Source organism: Saccharopolyspora elongata (assembly GCF_004348985.1).
Classification (GTDB): domain Bacteria; phylum Actinomycetota; class Actinomycetes; order Mycobacteriales; family Pseudonocardiaceae; genus Saccharopolyspora; species Saccharopolyspora elongata.
This window is the reverse complement of record NZ_SMKW01000007.1, coordinates 146477-166267: the sequence shown is the minus strand read 5'-3', so window position 1 is coordinate 166267 and position 19791 is coordinate 146477. Positions and strand designations below refer to the sequence as shown.

General features: G+C 70.9%; 17 protein-coding genes. 6 read left to right on the top strand and 11 right to left on the bottom strand.

What is annotated here, in order from left to right; translation table 11 throughout:
• Positions 1-198: 198 nt before the first annotated feature.
• Positions 199-921 carry a tyrosine-protein phosphatase gene (locus E1288_RS08360; protein ID WP_132482940.1) on the bottom strand — a complete coding sequence of 241 codons (723 nt, stop codon included), beginning with the start codon at positions 919-921 and terminating at the stop codon, positions 199-201.
• Positions 922-1111: 190 nt separating this feature from the next.
• On the opposite strand from E1288_RS08360, the gene E1288_RS08355 reads away from it, so the two are divergent.
• Complete coding sequence (locus E1288_RS08355) at positions 1112-2764, top strand: fumarate hydratase (protein ID WP_132482939.1); 1653 nt, start codon at positions 1112-1114, stop codon at positions 2762-2764.
• Positions 2765-2862: 98 nt separating this feature from the next.
• Here E1288_RS08355 and E1288_RS08350 read toward each other — a convergent pair whose 3' ends face one another.
• Positions 2863-3198: a hypothetical protein gene (locus E1288_RS08350; RefSeq protein WP_207954247.1), complete on the bottom strand. Its 336-nt coding sequence runs from the start codon at positions 3196-3198 to the stop codon at positions 2863-2865.
• Between the two features lie 268 nt (positions 3199-3466).
• On the opposite strand from E1288_RS08350, the gene E1288_RS08345 reads away from it, so the two are divergent.
• Positions 3467-4711, top strand: coding sequence for a YeeE/YedE family protein (locus tag E1288_RS08345; protein ID WP_132482938.1), 1245 nt, complete (start codon positions 3467-3469; stop codon positions 4709-4711).
• Between the two features lie 55 nt (positions 4712-4766).
• On the opposite strand, the gene E1288_RS08340 is transcribed toward E1288_RS08345, so the two are convergent.
• The 4 genes from E1288_RS08340 to E1288_RS08325 all read right to left on the bottom strand — a co-directional run bounded on the left by E1288_RS08340 (position 4767) and on the right by E1288_RS08325 (position 10533).
• A complete protein-coding gene (locus E1288_RS08340) occupies positions 4767-5681 on the bottom strand; it encodes an alpha/beta hydrolase family protein (RefSeq protein WP_132482937.1) in 915 nt (304 codons plus the stop codon).
• Positions 5682-5735: 54 nt separating this feature from the next.
• Positions 5736-8462: a bifunctional acetate--CoA ligase family protein/GNAT family N-acetyltransferase gene (locus E1288_RS08335; RefSeq protein WP_235883421.1), complete on the bottom strand. Its 2727-nt coding sequence runs from the start codon at positions 8460-8462 to the stop codon at positions 5736-5738.
• Positions 8431-9606 (bottom strand): acetoin utilization protein AcuC, encoded by a 1176-nt coding sequence (locus tag E1288_RS08330; RefSeq protein WP_132482936.1) that lies wholly within the window; start codon positions 9604-9606, stop codon positions 8431-8433. The genes E1288_RS08335 and E1288_RS08330 overlap by 32 nt, the downstream gene beginning before the upstream one ends.
• A 75-nt stretch (positions 9607-9681) precedes the next feature.
• The gene (locus E1288_RS08325; protein ID WP_132482935.1) at positions 9682-10533 is read right to left on the bottom strand and encodes a sulfurtransferase; all 852 of its coding nucleotides are present in this window, start codon (positions 10531-10533) and stop codon (positions 9682-9684) included.
• Between the two features lie 122 nt (positions 10534-10655).
• On the opposite strand from E1288_RS08325, the gene E1288_RS08320 reads away from it, so the two are divergent.
• The 3 genes from E1288_RS08320 to galE all read left to right on the top strand — a co-directional run bounded on the left by E1288_RS08320 (position 10656) and on the right by galE (position 13561).
• Positions 10656-11351, top strand: coding sequence for a metal-dependent transcriptional regulator (locus tag E1288_RS08320; RefSeq protein ID WP_132482934.1), 696 nt, complete (start codon positions 10656-10658; stop codon positions 11349-11351).
• Positions 11348-12526, top strand: a complete 1179-nt coding sequence (gene galK / locus E1288_RS08315; RefSeq protein ID WP_132482933.1) for a galactokinase — start codon at positions 11348-11350, stop codon at positions 12524-12526. The genes E1288_RS08320 and galK overlap by 4 nt, the downstream gene beginning before the upstream one ends.
• Before the next feature lie 72 nt (positions 12527-12598).
• Positions 12599-13561, top strand: a complete 963-nt coding sequence (galE, locus tag E1288_RS08310; RefSeq protein WP_132482932.1) for a UDP-glucose 4-epimerase GalE — start codon at positions 12599-12601, stop codon at positions 13559-13561.
• Positions 13562-13605: 44 nt separating this feature from the next.
• Here galE and E1288_RS08305 read toward each other — a convergent pair whose 3' ends face one another.
• Both E1288_RS08305 and E1288_RS08300 read right to left on the bottom strand, forming a co-directional pair.
• Complete coding sequence (locus E1288_RS08305; protein ID WP_132482930.1) at positions 13606-14715, bottom strand: DUF4192 domain-containing protein; 1110 nt, start codon at positions 14713-14715, stop codon at positions 13606-13608.
• Positions 14716-14917: 202 nt separating this feature from the next.
• Entirely contained in the window at positions 14918-16699 is a 1782-nt protein-coding gene (locus E1288_RS08300; RefSeq protein ID WP_132482928.1) for a Xaa-Pro dipeptidyl-peptidase, read from the bottom strand.
• 158 nt (positions 16700-16857) lie between these two features.
• Here E1288_RS08300 and E1288_RS08295 point away from each other — a divergent pair, with 158 nt between their 5' ends.
• Positions 16858-17157 carry a hypothetical protein gene (locus E1288_RS08295; RefSeq protein WP_093265065.1) on the top strand — a complete coding sequence of 100 codons (300 nt, stop codon included), beginning with the start codon at positions 16858-16860 and terminating at the stop codon, positions 17155-17157.
• On the opposite strand, the gene E1288_RS08290 is transcribed toward E1288_RS08295, so the two are convergent.
• The 3 genes from E1288_RS08290 to E1288_RS08280 all read right to left on the bottom strand — a co-directional run bounded on the left by E1288_RS08290 (position 17105) and on the right by E1288_RS08280 (position 19630).
• Complete coding sequence (locus E1288_RS08290; protein ID WP_132482925.1) at positions 17105-17518, bottom strand: hypothetical protein; 414 nt, start codon at positions 17516-17518, stop codon at positions 17105-17107. The two genes, E1288_RS08295 and E1288_RS08290, sit on opposite strands and share 53 nt — an antisense overlap.
• Positions 17519-17520: 2 nt before the next feature.
• Positions 17521-18276, bottom strand: coding sequence for an SDR family oxidoreductase (locus E1288_RS08285; protein ID WP_132482923.1), 756 nt, complete (start codon positions 18274-18276; stop codon positions 17521-17523).
• A gap of 205 nt (positions 18277-18481) precedes the next feature.
• Entirely contained in the window at positions 18482-19630 is a 1149-nt protein-coding gene (locus E1288_RS08280; protein ID WP_132482921.1) for a methyltransferase, read from the bottom strand.
• Between the last annotated feature and the right edge of the window lie 161 nt (positions 19631-19791).

Sequence of the window (19791 nt, the reverse complement as noted above, 5' to 3'; positions counted from 1 at the left end):
TCTTCCCCCCTTTTTTGTTCTTCCGCTTCGGTCTTAGCGGCGGGTTCGCCGCTCGCCACGGGAGGGCGGACTCGTCGTCGGGGCGGGTCCGGCCTCCCGACCCCTCTTCCAGCCCGCACGCCTGCTTCTACACGAACGGCCTGTTCACCTCCTCCGAGGTGAACAGGCCGTTCGCGGCAGGCTTCTCGCCGCCTTGGCTCAGCCGATGAACTTAGCCTGCCAGCGGTCCAGTTCTTCGTTCGTGGCCCCGTGCGTCCGCAGCCAGCCCCTGGCGCCCTCCTCGTGGGTCTCGAAGGCGCTCAGGACGCTCTCGATCGCCTCCGTCGGCGTCGACAGGAGCTCGTGGACCATCTCCTCGTCCACGCCCGGCGGCAGCTCCGGCGCCACGTTCAGGCGCTGCAGGACGCGGAACATGTTCCGGTCCGTGCGCACGTAGTCCGCCACGATCGCGTCGCGGCGCACTCCCACCGCGCCCAGCAGCATCGCCGAGACCACTCCCGTGCGGTCCTTGCCCGCCGCGCAGTGGATCAGCACCGGACCGTCCGCCTCCAGGACGATGCGGAACACCTCGACCAGCTTCTTCGGGGCGCCCTGCAGGATCGACTGGTACAGCGCCGTCAGCTCGTGGGCCGCCTCGTCGACATCGATGTCCGCGTCCCGCGCCTCCTCCAGCAGCGGCACGTGGTGCACGGTGGCCACCGACGCGAGCGGGTGTTCCTGGTCACGGGTCTCCACCGAATCCCGCAGGTCCACCACGACCTTCGGCGGCCACGGCGACGCTCCCTCCGGCACCCGGTCGCCGCTGTGCGGAGCATCGCTCCGGAACACCACGCCGGCCCTCGTCACCACGCCGTCACCGGCGGGCTGCCCGCCCAGGTCACGAAGGTTGACCAGCGCATCGAGGGGATCTGTCGTCGGCAAGGCGACCTCCGTTGCTCCGGCCCCGCGTCCGGGGTGCGATGAGACGTTCGACCGCCAGCCTCGCAGGTGCTCCGCCGCGCCACCAGGGCGGGCGATCCGTCACACCTGGGCCACCCCCGTGGACGCGCTGATCGACCGCGCGGTTTTATTGGTCATCGCGTAACCCGAACGCGCGCAAAGGAGCCGCGACGTGCCCACCACGTTCGATTTCACCGAGGTGCTCCCCCTCGGCCCCGACAACACCGACTACCGCCTGGTGACCACCGAAGGCATCCGAGTCGTCGAGGCGGCCGGGCGACGATTCCTCGAAGTCGAGCCGACCACGCTCACCGCCCTGGCAACCGAGGCGATCAAGGACATCCAGCACCTGCTGCGCCCGTCCCACCTGGCGCAGCTGCGCGCGATCGTCGAAGACCCGGAGGCCAGCCCCAACGACCGGTTCGTGGCCACCGACCTGCTGCGCAACGCGTGCGTGTCCGCCGGCGGCGTGCTGCCGATGTGCCAGGACACCGGCACCGCGATCGTCATCGGCAAGCGCACCGAGACCGTGCTCACCGGTGGTCGCGACGAAGAGGCGATCGCCAGGGGCGTCTTCGACGCCTACCAGGACCTCAACCTGCGGTACTCGCAGATGGCGCCGCTGAACTTCTGGGACGAGCGCAACACCGGCAGCAACCTGCCCGCGCAGATCGAGCTGTACAACAAGCCCGGCACCGACCCGGCCTACGAGTTCCTGTTCATGGCCAAGGGCGGCGGCAGCGCCAACAAGACGTTCCTGTACCAGGAGACCAAGGCGCTGCTGAACCCGACGCGGCTCGGCCGGTTCCTGGAGGAGAAGCTGCGCTCGCTGGGCACCGCGGCCTGCCCGCCGTACCACCTTGCGATCGTGGTGGGCGGCATGTCCGCCGAGTTCAACCTCAAGGTCGCGAAGCTCGCCTCGGCCCGCTATCTCGACGAGCTGCCGCGAGAGGGCTCGGCCTCCGGGCACGCCCTGCGCGACGTCGAGATGGAGCAGCAGGTGCTGGAGATGACCCGGCAGTTCGGCATCGGCGCGCAGTTCGGCGGCAAGTACTTCTGCCACGACGTGCGGGTCATCCGGTTGCCGCGGCACGGCGCCTCGCTGCCGGTGGGTGTCGCGGTGTCCTGCTCCGCGGACCGCCAGGCCAAGGCCAAGATCACCCCGGAGGGCGTGTTCCTGGAGCAGCTGGAGCGCGACCCGGCCCGCTACCTGCCGGACGTGGTCGACGAGCAGCTCTCCGACGAGGTCGTCAAGATCGACCTGAACCGGCCGATGGCGGAGATCCGCGCGGAGCTGTCCAAGCTTCCGGTCAAGACGCGCGTGTCGCTGACCGGCCCGCTGGTGGTCGCCCGCGACATCGCGCACGCCAAGATCGCCGAGCGGCTGGACGCCGGCGAGCCGATGCCCGAATACCTGCGCGACCACCCCGTGTACTACGCGGGCCCGGCCAAGACGCCGGAGGGCTACGCCTCCGGCTCGTTCGGCCCCACCACCGCCGGTCGCATGGACGCCTACATCGAGCAGTTCCAGGCCGCGGGCGGCTCGCTGGTCATGCTCGCCAAGGGCAACCGGTCGGCGAAGGTGACCGAGTCCTGCCACACCCACGGCGGCTTCTACCTCGGTTCCATCGGCGGCCCCGCCGCGCGCCTGGCCCAGGACTGCATCCGCAAGGTCGAGGTGCTGGAGTACCCCGAGCTCGGCATGGAAGCGGTGTGGCGCATCGAGGTCGAGGACTTCCCCGCGTTCGTCGTGGTCGACGACAAGGGCAACGACTTCTTCGCCAACTCCACCAAGCCGACCCTGCAGATCTCCTTCGGCCGCTGACCACACACCGGTACTCCCGCAGGAGCCCCACCTCCTGCGGGAGTACCGGTTTCAGCTCAGCCGATCGACGCGATTGGCAGGTATCACGTGGTCACCGATCAGCGGGGAACCTTGACATCTCGTTGTTCCAGAACGACCTTCCGCGCGTCCAGCGGTGCGTCGAGCTGCACCGCCACCGGCGGGTAGCGCAGGTCCATCGTGCACATTCCCGGCGGTTCCGGGGTTTCTTCGACCAGCACCACCTTCACGTGGTCGGCGGTCTGTTCGGCCAGCTCGGCGTGCACCTTGCTGCAGCCGCCTTCCTGACCGGTGGCCACGACGACCGCTCCGCCGTCCTGGGTCCAGACCTTCTTCGGATATCCCCTGGGTAGCAACGACACGTCGACCGCGGTCTCGGCGACCGGAGCGCGTTCCTGTTCAGGTTTCGGCTGCACCGGGCCGGGCGGAGCCGGAGGCTGGCCGCCGAAACCAACTTCATTGGATGGCTGTTGGGCGCAGGCTGCCAACGCTACGAGCAGAACACCCGCGCCCACTGCGGTTTGTAGGCGTCTCATGCCCTAAGGACGGAGCGCCCCGCGCGGCCGGTTGCGCGAAATCCGCACCGAGTTGGATCCACATCTTTCCCACATTTCGAAACGGCTGGTGGTCGACGGCCTGCGCGTGGTTTCGTCGACGAATCCGCTTCACATTCGGGAGTAGGGAATGTCCACCACCGCCACACCTGCCACATCCGCCGACGCGGCCCCAGCACCGCAAGGCAAGCCGCAGTGGGTTCCGCTGACCGTCGGGTTGATCGCGGCCGTGGCGCTCGTGACCGCTGCGGCCGTTGTGGTCGGCGTGAAGTCCGCCGTGCTGGCCGGGCTGGGCCTCGCACTCGGGCTGACGCTTTTCCACTCCCGCTTCGGTTTCACCTCGGCCTGGCGGCAACTCGTCTCGGTTGGACAGACGTCGGGAGTCCGGGCGCACCTGCTGATGCTCGCCGCGGCGTCGATCTTGTTCGCCCCGATCCTGGCCGGCGGCGTGACGTTCTTCGGCGCCACACCGGAGGGAAACGTCGAACCGCTCGGGCTCGGGCTGGTCGTCGGCGCGGTCCTGTTCGGCATCGGGATGCAGCTCGGGGGCGCGTGCGCATCGGGCACCTTGTTCGCCGTCGGCGGCGGGAACACCTTGCTGGTGGTCACGCTCTTCTTCTTCATCTGCGGTTCGGTCCTCGGCGCGCTGCACCTTCCACTGTGGACCTCGGACGCGCTCACCCTCGGCTCGTTCTCCCTCGCTGAGGACACCGGGCTCGGTTACTTCGGCGCACTGGTGGTTCAGCTCGCCGTGCTCGGCGCGATCGGCTACGCCGCAACGCAATGGGCTCGGCGGCACAACGCGCCCCCGGCGGGCCGCCCGCCGACGTCGCGCGGGCTTTGGCGCGTGCTGCGCGGCTCGTGGCCGCTTTGGGTCGGGGCGCTCGTGCTGGCCGGGCTCAACGCGGTCGTGCTGCTGACTCGCGGCAGCCCGTGGGGCATCACCTCGGCGTTCGTGCTGTGGGGCTCGAAGGCACTGCAGGCGGTGGGTGTGGACGTGGCGAGTTGGCCGTACTGGCAAGGGGAACGCGCAGCGGCCCTGACCGGTCCGGTGCTGGCCGACTCCACCTCGGTGCTGGACTTCGGGATCATCGTCGGCGCACTCGTGGCGTCGGCGGCGTCGGGCGCTTTCGTGCTGGCCAAGCGGTTGCCCGCGAAGGTCGTGCTCGCTGCCGTGGTCGGCGGCTTGCTGATGGGCTACGGCGCGCGGCTGGCGTACGGCTGCAACATCGGCGCCTACTTCTCCGGGATCGCCTCGTTCTCGTTGCACGGCTGGGTCTGGGGCCTGCTGGCGCTGGTCGGCACCTGGGTCGGGCTGAAGCTGCGCCCGCTGTTCGGGCTCGACGTCCCCAAGCCGACCGACTCGGTCTGCTGACGCCCGGTGGGGCGGATCTCCCGCCCCACCGAAGCGATCGGCTTCCGCGATCTCGCTAGGCGTGCACCGAGGAATCGACGGCGGCGATCCAGTCCCGGACCCAGCGGGACAGTTCGCCGCCGTTGCGCACCCAGTTGAAGTGGCCCAGGTTCTCCGCGCCGGACGCCGCCCGGGTGTAGTGCTTGTCGGTGCGCGGCGCCCGCCCGGCTTTCGCCGCCAGGTGGTCCACTGAGGACTTCGGGGCCAGCCGGTCGCCCGCGACGCTGACGGTCAGCAGCGGCTGCCGGACTTCCCGCAGCGCCGCCTCGTACTCGGTCGTCGAGCCGTTGAGCCGGTAACGGCCGGTGCGGGCCTGCCGCGCCCAGTCCTGCATCAGGTCGGTCGCTTGGCGGCCGCCGAAGCCGAACCGGTGGCCGGGCCAGTAGCCGAGCAGCGCCGACGCGGCCGCCACCAGCTGCGTGCCGAACAGGGTGCGGAGCTTGTACATCCCGGGGAAACTCCCGAACCACACCGAACCGGAAGCCACCAGCGCCACGCCCTGCACCCGGTCCGGACGGCATGCCGCGTGCAGCAGCGCGATCTGGCCACCCAGGCTGTGCCCGAGGAGGAAACGCGGCGCCTGCGGGAAAGCAGCGTCGACAAGATCGAGCACGGCATCCACGTCGTCGATCAAGCTCTGGTAGCCGAAACGCACGCCGCGGGCGGCCGACGGCTTGCTCTCGCCCTGCCCGCGCACGTCGAAGGTCACCACCGCCAGGCCCTGGGCGTGGAGATCGGCGACGAACGGGCGGTAGTACCTGGCGGGCACGCCCATCGCGGGGAGCAGGACGACCACCGGACTGGCGGGATCGTCCTGCTTGGTGGCGCGCACGGTCAGCCGGTGCGCGCCGGCCGAAACCTGCCCGAGCACCAGCGAAGCCCGGTCGCCCGAACCGTTCTCGGCGTTGTTCTCGACGGTCTGCTCGTCCACGCCGCCAGATTAACGGAACCAGCCAGTTTCGGGCAGTGTGCCGTGTCGCAGCGGTCAGCGAAGCCGCCGCGGACCGGCGTCCAGCGCCGCCGGCGACGCCCTGATGCCGACCCTGGCCCCGGCGACCACGGCACCCGTCGGCGAGGCGAGCACCGGCTGCAACGCCAGGTCTCGAACCTCCGGCAGGTCCTCGGCCAGCGTCGCCACCCGCAGCACGAGGTCCTCCAGCGCCGCGAGATCGGCCGGTTCGGTACCCCGGTACCCGGCCAGCAGCGGCGCCGCCCGAGGCGCGCGCACCAGCGCAGAGACGTCCACATCGGACAGCGGCAGCGCGCGGTACGCCTTGTCCCCGAGCAATTCGCTGGCCACCCCGGAAAGGCCGAACGACACCAGGGTGCCGAACGACGGGTCCTCGGTCAGGTCGATGACGCACGAAGTGCCCCGGGCCGCCATGCGTTGCACGTAGACCTCGTCGAGCCCCGAGACCTGCCGGATATCGGCGTACGCCGACCGCACGGCATGGGCGCTGCCCAGGTCGAGCCGGACCCCCACCAGATCGTTGCGGTGCCGCAGTTGATCGCTCGCCGACTTCAGCGCCACCGGGTAGCCCAGCTCCTCCGCCACCGCGACGGCCTCTTCGACGCCGGTGACCAGGCGGAACGGCACCAGGTCGATGCCGTAGCAGCCGAGCAGCCGCACCGCCCGGGCGTCGTCGAGGCCGGTGATGCCCTCCGCGAGCCAGCCGTCGACCAGCGCCCGCGCCCGGTCCTCGTCGATCTCCGGCGGCCGCACGAAATGCCCCTTCGGCGCGGCGCGCCACTGCGCGTACCTGGTGACCCGCGCGAGCGCCAGCACCGACCGCTCCGGGCTCGGGTAGGACGGCACCGAGCCCTTGCCGGTCAATCCGTCCGGGCCGGGAACCACGAGCTCGTCGGGTACGCCTTCGGCGGCCAGGAACGTGGTCACCACCGGCTTCGAACGCGCGACACCGGCTTCCTGCAACGCCTCCCGCAAGGCGCGGGCGTACGCGGTGCCGGGAACCGCCACCGGCGGGGCGAACACCGTCACCAACGCGTCGACGTCCGGGCGCAAGGCGGCGTCGCGGACCGCCGCCGCGAACTCCTCCGGCCCCGCCGACGCACCCACGTCGACCGGGTCGCAGGCCAGTTCCAGCTGCTGCGCCTGCGCCACGTCGGCGGCGATCATGCCCAGCGCCGAGGAGTTGCCCACGATCGCGACCCGGTCGCCCTGTGGCAACGGCTGGTGCGCCAGCAGCAACGCGGTGTCGAACATCTGCGCAACCGACTCGACCCGGATGACGCCGGACTGCTCGAACAACGCCTGCACGCTGGTCTCGTCGATCTGCACCGACGTGGCCGCCAAGCCGGGACGCACCGCGTTGCGACCCGACTTCACCACCACGACCGGCTTGCTGCGCGCCAGCCGCCGCGCCAACCGGCCGAACTTGCGCGGGTTGCCGAAGGACTCGAGGTACAGCAGCACGACATCGGTGGCCGGGTCGGTCTGCCAGTACTGCAGCAGGTCGTTGCCGGACACGTCGGCGCGGTTGCCCGCCGAGACGAACGTCGACAGCCCGAGGCCGCGCTCGGTCGCGGTGGCCAGGATCGCCACCCCGAGAGCACCGGACTGGCAGAAGAAGCCGGTGCGGCCGCGGCCGGGCAGCTGCGGCGCCAGGCTCGCGTTCAGCCGGAACTCCGGGTCGGTGTTGACCACGCCCAGCGCGTTGGGGCCGACCACGCGCATGCCGTGCACGCGCGCCGCCCGCACCATCTCGCGTTCCACCTCGCGGCCGTCCGGGCCGGCCTCGCTGAACCCGGCACTGACGATGACCAGGGCCTTCACGCCCTTGGCCAGGCAGTCGTCGAGCACCCCGGTCACGCCGGCGGCCGGAATCGCCACCACCGCCAGGTCGACCTCGTCGGGGATGTCGAGCACCGAGGGGTAGGCGCGCACGCCGCGCACCGAGCGGTGCTCCGGGTTGACCGGGTAGACCGGGCCGGTGAAGTCCGCCGTGAGCAGGTTGGTCAGCACCGCGTGACCGATCTTGGCGTGGTCGGTGGACGCCCCGATCACCGCCACCGAACGCGGCCGCAGCAGGTTGTGCACGCTGCGGGCCTCGGCCGCCTGCTCGCGGGCGCGGGCCACGGCCACCGACTCCTCTGTCGGGTCGATGTCGAACTCCAGGTGCACCACGCCCTCTTCCATGGCCCGGCTCACCTGGTAACCGGCGTCGCGGAAGACCCGGACCATGGTCGAGTTCTCGGCGAGCACCTCGGCCACGAAGCGCCGCAGCCCGCGTTCCCGCGCCGCGGCGGCCAGGTGCTCCAGCAGGATCGATCCCAGGCCGCGCCCCTGGTGCTGGTCCTGCACCACGAACGCGACCTCGGCCGACTGCTGCTCGCCGAGCCTGTCGTAGCGGCCCACCGCCACGATGTCGTCGCCGAGCAGCGCCACCAGCGCGACGCGGTCGACGTAGTCGACGCGGGTGAACCGCTCCACGTCGCGCTGGGGCATCCGCGGGTACGGGCCGAAGTAGCGGTAGTACCTGGTCCGGTCGCTGAGCCGTCCGTGGAAGGCCACCAGCTTCTCGGCATCGGCTTCGGTTATCGGCCGCAGGTGCACGGTGCCGCCATCGGACAGCACCACGTCCGCCTCCCACCGGCGGGGGTAGTCCGCCCGCGGGGTGGCTGCTTCCTGCTGCTCCACTACTCCGTCCACTTCGGACTCCTCAGTCGCGGCTGTCGACCGGGTCGAGACCATGCAACGGAAACACCGCGTGCCGGGTGTCGCGAATCGAGGTGTCCACCGCGGACGCGGTGACCCCCGACCACCGCTGGAAGGCCGGGTCGGCCCCGTCGGTCATCGAAGTCGGCAGCGGAACGTTGTCCGCGACGCGCACGGTGTGCGCGATCCAGTCCTCCGGGATGGTCGTCTCCGGGTCGAGGTCGCGGTCCAGCAGCGTCGCCAGCAGGTGCGTCCAGGCGCGCGGCACCACCCGGAACAGCGAGTAGCCACCGCCGCCCAGCGCCAGCCACTTGCCGCCCGCGTAGCTGTCGGCGAGTTCCCGCAGGTCCTGGTAGGTCGCACGCTGCCCGTCGACGCTCATCGACAGGTCCGCCAGCGGGTCTTCCCGGTGCGCGTCCGCGCCGCACTGCGTCACCAGCACCTGCGGCCGGAACGCGTCGAGCACCGACGGCACCACCGCGTGGAAGGCCCGTCGCCAGTCGGCGTCACCCGTGCCCGGCGGCAGCGGGATGTTCACGGCGGTGCCGTCGGCCCCACCGGAGCCGATCTCCGTGGAGAACCCGGTGCCCGGCCAGAGCGTCAGCGGGTGCTGGTGCAACGAGATGGTCATGACCCGCGGGTCGTCGTAGAACGACGCCTGCACGCCGTCCCCGTGGTGCACGTCGACGTCGAGGTAGGCGATGCGCTCCACGCCCTGCTCCAGCATCCACGCGATGGCCACCGAGCAGTCGTTGTAGACGCAGAAGCCCGCCGCGCGGTCGGCCATCGCGTGGTGCAGTCCGCCGGCGATGTTGACCGCCCGGTCGGCCTTGCCCGACACGATCTGCTCGGCCGCCCGGATCGAGGCGCCCGCGATCAGCGCCGATGCCTCGTGCATCCGGTCGAAGATCGGGTTGTCGTCGGTGCCCAGCCCGTGGCCGACCTCCCAGCCCGCCATCGGCGCCGAGCGCACCGCCGCCATGTATTCGGCGGTGTGCACGCGCTCCAGGTCCGCGTCGGTGGCCGGTTCGGGCTTGATCGTCTCGACGCCGTCGAGCACCCCGAGCTCACGGGCCAGCCGCATGGTCAGCTCCAGCCTGATCGGATGCAGCGGGTGTTGCCCACCCAGGTCGTAGCCGAGCACCGACTCGTCCCACACGACCGCGCACTGAGAACCCATGCCCCGGACGCTACCTGCCCTGTGTCGACCAACACAGTGTTCCGAGTCACCCGCGCGCACCGGCGGAACGATCTGTCATCCGGCCTCCGATCCGGTCGCAGTCGGCCTCGCCGGGTCCGCCGACCAGTTCGACCACGAGCCCGCGTACAGCATCGCCGGGCGCTGCCGGCCGGACAAACCCGCGTGCTCCAGCGCGAGCAGGACCGAACAGGCGGTCACGCCCGACCCGCAGTACGCCCCGACCGGGCCCGCCGCATCGACGCCCAGGTCGGCGAAGTGCTTCGCCAGCTCCGCAGGGGACCGCCACCGGCCGGATTCCGCCACGTGCGCCGCGAACGGCGCGTTCAGCGCGCCCGGAATGTGCCCGGCCCGCGGATCCACCGGCTCGACGTCGCCGCGATAGCGCTCCGGCGCACGGGCGTCCAGCAACGTGCCTTCCCTGGCGAGCCGGCCAGCGGCGTCCGCATCCACCACCGGCATCGAGCCCGGCCGGACCCGGAAGTCGCCCTCCGCGGGCTGCGGCAGGTCCGTCGTCGTGGTTTGCCCCGCCGCCACCCAGGCCGCGTAGCCGCCGTCGAGCACCGCCACCGACTCGTGCCCCGCCCAGCGCAGCAGCCACCAAGCGCGGGCCGCCACCGAACCGTTGTCCGCGTCGTAGACGACCACCGGGCGCTCGGCGTCGACGCCCGCCCTGCGGAACACCGCCTCCAGGTCGGCCGGGTCTGGCAGCGGATGGCGTCCCTCGGGGCCCGGTTCGGCCGCAAGCTCGGCGTCCAGATCGACGAACACCGCACCGGGCAGATGCCCCTTTTCGTAGTCCTCCCGGCCCGGCGGCCCGAGCAGCGACCACCGGACGTCGAGGAGCGTCGGGGGCGGCTGCCGCCGCAACGCGGCCATGAGATCATCAGTACTGATCAAAGGATGCATGACGGCCCTTTCGTAGCCCGGCGACGAGGTCTGTCGGAAATCCTGGAAGTCAACTCCCGGACCACTGACCGCTGTCGCCCGGGGCGACTAGCATCGTGGTTGGGACTGAATGGGGAGCCGACGTGAACGATCTCATCGATACCACTGAGATGTACCTCCGCACCATCTACGACCTCGAAGAAGAGGGCGTGGTTCCGCTCCGGGCCCGCATCGCCGAACGGTTGGAGCAGAGCGGCCCCACGGTGAGCCAGACGGTCGCCCGCATGGAACGCGACGGGCTGCTGACCGTCGCCGAGGACCGCCACCTCGAACTCACCAAGGCCGGCCGCGCCCGCGCGATCAGCGTGATGCGCAAGCACCGCCTCGCCGAACGGCTTCTCGTCGACGTGATCGGCCTCGAGTGGGAGCACGTCCACAATGAAGCGTGCCGCTGGGAGCACGTGATGAGCGAAGCCGTCGAGCGCAAGCTCGTCAAGCTGCTCGGTGGTCCCACGACCTCGCCCTACGGCAACCCGATCCCGGGGCTCGACGAGCTCGGCGTGGACCACGTCGAGGCGCCGGCCGACGGCGACCTGCAGCGGGTCGACGAGATCGCCCGCAACGGCGGGGGCCGCGCCGTCATCCGCCGCATCGCCGAGCACGTCCAGCTCGACCCCGACCTGATGACCGAACTGAAGGACGTCGGCGTCGTGCCGGGCAACGAGGTGGAGATCATGTCGGTGGTCGGGCCGAACAAGCCGATCGAGGTCCGCGGCCAGAACGGCAGCACCGAGCTGTCGGTCAGCATCGCGCACGCGGTCATGGTGCGCACCAAGTGAATCCGGCGGACCGCGCGGCGGCGTTGTTCACCGACGAGCACGGCGGCGCGGCGAGCGCGGTCTGGGCCGCCCCTGGGCGGGTGAACCTGATCGGAGAGCACACCGACTACAACGACGGGTTCGTGCTCCCCTTCGCCCTGCCGCACCGCACCGCCGTCGCGATCCGTCCCCGTCCCGACCGGCTCCTCTCCGTCGCCACTCTCGGCAGCGACGGACGAGTGCACCGCGCGCCCGTCGTGTCGATCGACGAGCTGAGCCCCGGCACCACCACCGGCTGGGTCGCCTACCCGGCCGGCGTCGCATGGGCCCTGCGCGAGGCCGGGTTCCCGCTCGGCGGCGCCGACCTGGTGATCGTCGGCGAGGTGCCGACCGGTGCCGGGCTGTCGTCCTCCCACGCCCTGGAGTGCGCGGTGGCGCTGGCGCTGCTCGACACCGCGCAGCTGGCGCCTGGCGAGCCGAACGCCCCGAGCCTGGGCGAGATCGCGCGCTTGGTGCAGCGTGCGGAGAACGACTTCGCCGGGGCGCCGACCGGCCTGCTCGACCAGACCGCGTCGCTGGCCTGCACCGCGGAACACGCGCTGTTCTACGACGTCCGCTCCGGCGACTCCGAGCAGATCCCGTTCGATCCCCGAAGCGCCGGCCTGGAGCTGCTGGTGATCGACACTCGCGTGAAGCACTCGCACAGCGAGTCCGGTTACGGACAGCGGCGGCAGGGCTGCGAACGCGCGGCGGAACTGCTGGGGATCAAAGCACTTCGCGACGTGCCCGGCGATGACCTCGCGACGACCCTGCCGAAGCTTCCGGAAGAACTCCGACCGCTTGTCCGGCACATCGTCACCGAGAACGACCGGGTGCTGGCCACTGTGGACGAACTCCGCGCCGGGCGGTACGCCGAGATCGGCCCGCTGCTGATCGCCTCCCACGCCAGCCTCCGCGACGACTACCGGGTTTCCAGCCCCGAGCTGGACCTCGTGGTGGACAGCGCGTTGGCCGCCGGTGCACTGGGCTCCCGGATGATCGGCGGCGGCTTCGGGGGCTCGGCGATCGCGCTGGTGCGGGTCGACGACAGGCACCGCATCGAGCGCGCCGTCCGGGACGCTTTCGAGGGTCAGCACCTCGCGGCGCCCCGCTTGTTCACAGCGGTACCCTCCGCCGGTGCGGGGCGGGACCGGTGACCACCGGGCGACCGCTCCCGCCTGCCGGTTGACGGCGCCCTCAGAAGATCTCCCACGGAAGGCAGTACGCAGGTGAAGCTCCTCGTCACAGGCGGCGCAGGCTACGTCGGAAGCGTGTGCGCGGCGCGCTTGGTGGAAGCCGGCCACGAGGTCGTCGTGGTCGACGACCTGTCCACTGGGCACGCCGACGCGGTCCCGGACGGCTGCAAGTTCGTCGAGGCCGACATCTCGACGGCGGCGAGCGAGCTGCTCTCGGAGCCGTTCGATGGCGTGCTGCACTTCGCGGCGAAGTCGCTGGTCGGCGAATCCATGCAGGATCCGCAGAAGTACTGGCAGGGCAACGTGGTCACCTCGCTGCGGCTGCTGGACGCGATGCGCGAGCACGGCACGCCGCGGCTGGTGTTCTCCTCCACCGCCGCGACCTACGGCGAGCCGGAGGTCACGCCGATCACCGAGGACACCGCGACGCGCCCGACGAACACCTACGGCGCGACGAAGCTGGCGATCGACCACGCGATCACGTCCTACGCCGCCGCCCACGGCATCGGCGCGGTCAGCCTGCGGTACTTCAACGTCGCCGGCGCGCACGGGGCGTTCGGCGAGCGGCACACGGTCGAGACGCACCTGATCCCGATCGTGCTGCAGGTCGCGCTCGGCCAGCGGGAGCAGGTGCAGATCTTCGGCGAGGACTGGCCCACCGCCGACGGCACCTGCGTCCGCGACTACATCCACGTCACCGACCTCGCCGACGCCCACCTGCTGGCGCTGGAGAGCGCCGCCCCGGGCCGGCACCGGATCTACAACCTCGGCAACGGCACCGGCTTCTCCGTCAAGCAGGTGATCGACACCTGCCGCGAGGTGACCGGCCACCCGATCCCGGCGAAGGTCGCGCCGCGCCGGGCCGGTGACCCGGCGACGCTGGTGGCGTCGAGCCAGCGCGCGCGGGAGGAACTGGGCTGGACGCCGCGGCGCGCCGACCTCGAGGTGATCGTGCGGGACGCTTGGGAGTTCACCCGGCAGCGCCAGGGATCCTGAACGCCGCCAAGGCATTTCGCTTCGGTTCGTCTCGTCGTGATTCATCACCAGACTCCGTCCTCTTCGAGCATGATCTGGGCGTCTTCGGCGGCGTCGCGGGCGATGACCGCCAGGTCGGCCGGTGAGATGCCGGCTTCGATGGCCTGCCGCAGCAGGATCCCGAGCCGGTGGTCGGGTTGGGCCTGCTCGATCCGCTCCAATGCGGCGCCGGCCAGCACCCCTTCGCCCCGCAGGTAGGCGGAGAACGCCAGCAGCGCGGCGACCTCGGGCAGTTCCGGGTCGGGGGCCTTGCGGACCAGGGTCAGCCACAGCTCTTCGGCTGCCCTGGCCGCATCGCCCAGCGCTGTGCCCAGGGCGATGTCGCGGACCCTGGTGTCGGACACCGCGACCAGCACGCGCAGCAGGTCGTCCTCGGTGAGCGCGGCACCGGCGCCGACGCGTTCGATGGCCGTGAAGACGATCCGGACGTCGCGGGCGACCTTCCCCGGGTCGTAGCCCTCGGCGCGTTCCTCGGCCAGCAGGTCGAGCTTCGCCGACCAGCGCGCCAAGACCTCGTCGGACTCCGGCGCGACGAGCGTCCTCAGCTCATCGCGGCTGCCGAAGGTCACCGCCCCCTCCGCGGCCAGCGCCGCGCCGACCGCGGAACCCCGAGGATCGGCGATCACACCGGCGCAGCCCGGATCGGCGTAGCACTCCCACTCGGCACCGGCTCGGATCTCCGGCACCCACAACGCATGGGCTGTCACGACCCCGGCGCGGTGGAACGCGTCGCGGATCACTTCGATCAGGTCGGCGTGCGGCGGACCGGTATCCCGATCATCCACTGTGGCTCGTTCGAGGCTTTCGCACCGCCCGGCGCAGGCGTCGCCGCAGGCCGCGGTGCTGGTTTTCTCCCCGACGACGACCAGGATCACGGCTTCTATCCGCCGCTGACCCAATGGGCCGTCGAGCAGGTGTTCACCGAAGCCGCAAACACCCATCGGGCATGGCAGGTCGGTGCGCAGCGTCACGCCGAACGTCGGCGTTTCCGCCACGTCGTGCAGGGTCAGCACCACCAGCGAATGCGCCGGGTGGAACCCGAGCATGTGCGGCACGGCGGCGATCAGGTCGGCGGGTTCGGTCAGCGAGATGGTGGCGTTGAGTCGTGTTGTCATGCCGCAACGATCGACGCCGAACCCGCCTCGGCGAAAGGGCATTTTCGGAATTTGTGGACAGATCCGTCCGTTGTGGACAACTCGGCTGCCATAGGCCGATATATCCACTATGGAGTGACGATCGGACGGGCCAATCACATCACTACTTCGACGCTAACTCTCCGTTTTCACGCCTCAATCGCGAATCTTCGTCGCGGTCGGCCTACTCGACCGACCCGGCGATCGGCAGCTGGAACCGAGTGCGGGACAGATCGAGCTCCAGCCCGGCACCCGGCTTCGGGCGCAACGTGAAGTCGTGGTCGCTGGACAGCACGACGATCCCGAGCCGGTGCCCCGGCGCGAACACGTAGTCGTCAGGCTGCATCACCACGTTGATCGAGTAGTTCTTGCCCGGCTCGATCGGCGACGTCCGGTCGATCGCGTGCCGGTTCTGCGGATCCGCCCAGCCCCGGGTGACCACCGTGACCGCGCCGTCCGGCGCCTGGTCCACCAGCAGCGCCGTCACGTTGGCGGCCGGCCGGTCGAAGGTCAGCGCCAGTTCGGCCCGAACCGTGCCGCTGACCCGGGCCGGAGCCGCCAACGGGGCGCCGAAGTAGGCGAGCCGGTTCGGCGAACTCGGCGCCGCCGCGAGGTCTTCCGCCAACTGGCCCGCGTCGTCGCGCAGGCCCTCCGAAACCCGGCCCGGAACCCGCGCGGCCGTGAGCCCGCCCCGCTCGGGGCCACCAGGGGTGGGCCGCAAGGTCACCTCACGGGCGTCCGGCGCAGGCCACTCGGCCTCGTCCGCCCAGCTGCCGTCCTCCCGCTGCACGGTGGCCCTCGGCTCGCCCTCGACGCCGTTGGGCACGTCGTACAGGTACCGGGTGAACCACCGGTTCAACGTGCGAAGCCACTCCTGCTCCCGCAGCCGGAGCGGGTCGGTGTGCCCCGACTGGTGCCACCAGATCTTGTGCGGCACGTCGTGTTCCCGCAGCGCCGCGTACCACTGCGCGGCCTGCCGGGTCTTGACGTTCCAGTCGTTGAGCCCGTGCACGGATAGCACCGCGGCGTGGACCTTGTCGACTTCGTCGAGGTAGTTCCGCTCGTCCCAGAACGGGCTGTAGTCGCCGGTGATCCGGTCCTGGTCCGCCGTGAGCCGGTCGAGCACCGTCCGGCACGGCTCCCGGTCCGCCCGGGTGTGCACGTATTTGGCCAGCACGTCGGCGTCCTCGCCCTGGTAGCCGCCGGGCGCAACGACCGCTCCGTCGGAGCGGTAGTAGTCGTACCAGTTCGAGATCGCGCCGATCGGCACGATCGCCTCCAGCCCTTCGACGCCCGTGCTGGCCACCGCGTTCGGCAGAGTTCCGTTGTAGGAGACGCCCATCATGCCGACCTTGCCGGTCGCCCAGGCCGCCTCGACCGGCGCGCCGGAAGCGTCGTGCCCGGGTGCGCGGGAGTTCAGCCAGTCGACCACCGACTTGGCGCCGGTCGTCTCGTTCTCGGCACCGGTGGTCGGGCAACCGGTGGACAGCCCGGTGCCCAGCGATTCCCCGTACACCACCGCATATCCCCTGGCCAGCAGGTATTCCTCGTAGGCCCAGCTGATGTCGGCTGCCGCAGCGACGCGTTCGTCACCGCCGGCGGTGCGGATGGTCCGGTTGCCCGGTTGTTCAGGCACGTGCAGCTCGGTGTCGACGTTGTGGTTCGGGACGTCGTTCCCGCCGGAGAAGTACGGACTGGCCTGGTAGACGACCGGCACTCGCAGGCCCTGCGTCGTTTCCGCCGGCCGCACCACCTGGACGTGCACGACGTCGTCCTGCCCGTCGCGATCGCTGTCCACCGGCGCGGTGACGAACAGGTCCTCGCGCACCGCCTGCGCCGGGTCGAACACCGGTTGTGCCTCGCCGTCCTGGAACACCGGGCCCTGCTGTGGTCCCGCGAGAGCCGGCATCCCGGTGAGCGGCAGGACGCAAACCGCCGCCAGCAAACCCATCCGAACGCGTCGCATGCAGGCTCCCGGGGACCGAAGGGATTTCGACACCAGCACTTTTCTTACAGCGGAACGCGAAGTCAAACACTCCCCCGGCGGGTTTACGCCAGAACCCACCGCTTGCCGCCCAGTAGAGTCGATGCAGGGAGCCGGAACCGAACCCGCGAGGAGCGAGCATGTCCATTCCGTCCAGCCTGTTGACCTCGGCCGGATTGATCGGCGGCTTCGCGGTCGCCCGCGCGACCAAGCACCGGCACTGGGGCGGCGTGGTCGCCGCGGGCGCTGGCCTGGGCGCGATGGAGGTGTGCCGCCGCCGGACCGGGGTGGCGCCGGCCCTCGCGCTGGGCGCCACCTACACGGCGGCGTTGGCCGGCTCGCACCCGCTGGCCAAGAAGGTCGGTGCCTGGCCGTCGGTGTTCGCGGTCACCGGCGCGACAGCCGTCGCCGCTCACCTGCTGGCAAAGCGCCGCGGGTGAGCACCAGCAGCACCACCGGGATCGTCGCGGTCACGACGAGCGCCACCACCAGCAACGTCCCCGCGGTGTGCGAGGGATGCGCGGCGTGGAACACCAGGTGCGGAACCGCCCAGACGAGGTTCGACGTCAACGCGACGTAGACCAGTGTCCGTTCCAGGAGCACCGCACCCGTGCCGAGCACCACGGCCATGGCGAGGTTCATCGCGCCGAAATCGCGGAAGAGGTGCTCGTTGAACGGCGGGTAGTCGCCCACCGTCGGTACCCGGCCGTAGAACGAGTGCGGGAAGAGCAACGTCCAGGAACCCACTGCGACGTGCGCGAACGTCAGGAAGATCAAGCCTGCCCGCAGCCAGGCGCGCACCGTCACCGCCCGGCCAGGAAGTCGTCGAAGGTGATGCGGCCGACGGCGTTGTCCGGGGCGAGGTGACCGCCTCGGCGGTATGCGTCGAACGCCGCGACCGGCAACCTCACCGGCAGCAGGATTCGGCGGCGCCCGGTCGAATCCAGGTAGGCCCGGGTCAGGTCGCGATGACTGCGGACCTCCGGCCCGCCCATGTCCGCTACCCGGCCGGCCGGTGATCCGGCCGCGAGCTCGGCCAGGCGCTCCGCGACGTCGCGGACGTCAATGGGCTGGAAGTTCACGCCGGCGAGCGTCGCGACCACCGGGGACCGGCGCTGCGCCGAGGTGATGCGGGCGATCAGGTCGTGGAACTGGGTGGTCCGCAGGATCGTCCACGGCAGCCCCGAGTTCGTCACCCGCTCTTCCGCTTCGAGCTTGGCGCGGTAGTACGGGATCGGTACCCGGTCCACGCCGACGATCGAGATGTAGACCAGGTGCGGATCGCCGTTGCGGCGCGCGGCATCGATCAGGCATTGGGTGGCCGCCACGTCCTTGCGCCCCAACGTGGTGGCGCAGTGCACGATCGCGTCCACATCGGAGGTCGCCGCATCGATGCCCGCTCCCGTGCGCAGATCCCCGGTCGCCCACCCGTGCTGGACGTTCGCGGGACGCGAGCCGCGGCTGAGCACCCGCACTTCGTGCCCGGCGTCGAGCAGCTGCCGCACCACTGCCCTGCCCAACGTGCCTGTCCCGCCTGTCACCAGGATCGGCTTCTGCATTTACCCGTCCTTCCTGAGCTGGTCACGGGTAGGACGAGGCGGCCCTGCCGGATGTGACAGGTCATCCGCCCGGCGAGGGTGCCACGGCCGCAGCACCCTCGCCGGAACCGACGCAGTCCGCGCCGGATCGCCGCTCCCGCCAGCGCACGAAGCTGCGGCGAACAACCAGCTCAGAGCCGCGTGCGGCAAGACGACTGCCCCGAGGCTACGTCCGGATGGTGTCGTCCCCAACCGGCGCGAGCCGCCACAACGTCGTGACTTCGGCGGCTCGGGCGGCGTGCAGCGGATCGGTGGGATCCCCGGCCTTCGGATGGTTCGGCCGGGCTTCCGATCTCCCGACGATGCGGAGCCCGGCCCCGCTGATGGCCGCGAGCAGGTCGTCTCGGGTGCGCAGTCCGAGGCGTTCGGCGAGATCCGAGAGGATCAGCCAAGCCTCGCCGCCCGGTTTCAGGTGTTCCGGCACCCCGGCGAGGAATTCCAGGAGCATCCGGCCTCCCGGGTCGTAAACGGCGTGGTCGAGCAGCGAATGGGGTTTCGCCGGCAGCCACGGCGGGTTGCACACGACCAGTTCCGCGCGCCCGGGCGGGAACAGGTCGACCTGCACCGGCTCGATCCGCCCGGCGAGGCCCAGCCGCCCGGCGTTGTCCTCGGCGCACCGGACCGCCCGCGCCGAGGTGTCCGTGGCCACGACGCGTTCGACGCCGCGGCGGGCGAGCACCGCAGCCAGCACACCCGTCCCGGTACCGATGTCGAAGGCGAGTTCCACCGGGGGCATCGGGGTTCCAGCGACCAGGTCCACGTACTCGCTTCTGGTGGGGGCGAAAACGCCGTAGTGCGGGTGGATTCGCGCGCCGAGCGCCGGGACCGGAACGCCCTTCCGGCGCCATTCGCAAGCCCCGATCACGCCGAGCAGCTCCCGCAGCGGGACCACGTACGGAGTGTCCGCCGGACCGTACGCCTCCTGGCACGCCGTCCGGACATCCGGCGCGCGCCGCAGGTTCAACGCATGGCCGGGATCGAGCCGCACCAGAACCAGCGCCAGCGCGCGTGCTCGGCGTGCCTGCTGCTGTCGATGCAGCCGGAACGACTCGGCAGCGGACGAGCCGCCTCGCCGACTCCGCTGGAGGCGGCGAGACACGGCGCTGAGCAGTTGGCGCGCGTTGTGGAAGTCGCCGTGCCACAGCAAGCCCGTTCCGCGCGAGACCAACCGGTGCGCCTCGTTCGCGGACATCCGGTCATCCGCGTCGACGATCCGCGCCGGTGGGCGGGAACCGTTCGCCGAAAGCCAGCGGAGGGCACCGCTTTCGGAAACGACGTGCTGCGGGCGCGCAGCACTGCTAGGGGGAAGATTCATGAACCGCTCCTGCTGATGCGGCCGAGCGCAGGTCAGCAACCTGCGAAAGGTGAGAAGTGGACGGCTTGCGCCCCGGCACCCGGCGAGCAACAGCGGAGTCGCTGGATCAGCACGAACATCCCGGCCAAGGGGCACGGGCACGTCGATCGGCCGGTGGGGCA

Coding starts and splice junctions, on each gene's coding strand:
- E1288_RS08345 (WP_132482938.1), top strand. CDS start 3,467: ATGTCCACCACCGCCACACCTGCCACATCCGCCGACGCGGCCCCAGCA.
- E1288_RS08335 (WP_235883421.1), bottom strand. CDS start 8,462: ATGGTCTCGACCCGGTCGACAGCCGCGACTGAGGAGTCCGAAGTGGAC.
- E1288_RS08330 (WP_132482936.1), bottom strand. CDS start 9,606: ATGGGTTCTCAGTGCGCGGTCGTGTGGGACGAGTCGGTGCTCGGCTAC.
- E1288_RS08325 (WP_132482935.1), bottom strand. CDS start 10,533: ATGCATCCTTTGATCAGTACTGATGATCTCATGGCCGCGTTGCGGCGG.
- E1288_RS08305 (WP_132482930.1), bottom strand. CDS start 14,715: ATGACAACACGACTCAACGCCACCATCTCGCTGACCGAACCCGCCGAC.
- E1288_RS08300 (WP_132482928.1), bottom strand. CDS start 16,699: ATGCGACGCGTTCGGATGGGTTTGCTGGCGGCGGTTTGCGTCCTGCCG.
- E1288_RS08295 (WP_093265065.1), top strand. CDS start 16,858: ATGTCCATTCCGTCCAGCCTGTTGACCTCGGCCGGATTGATCGGCGGC.
- E1288_RS08285 (WP_132482923.1), bottom strand. CDS start 18,276: ATGCAGAAGCCGATCCTGGTGACAGGCGGGACAGGCACGTTGGGCAGG.
- E1288_RS08280 (WP_132482921.1), bottom strand. CDS start 19,630: ATGAATCTTCCCCCTAGCAGTGCTGCGCGCCCGCAGCACGTCGTTTCC.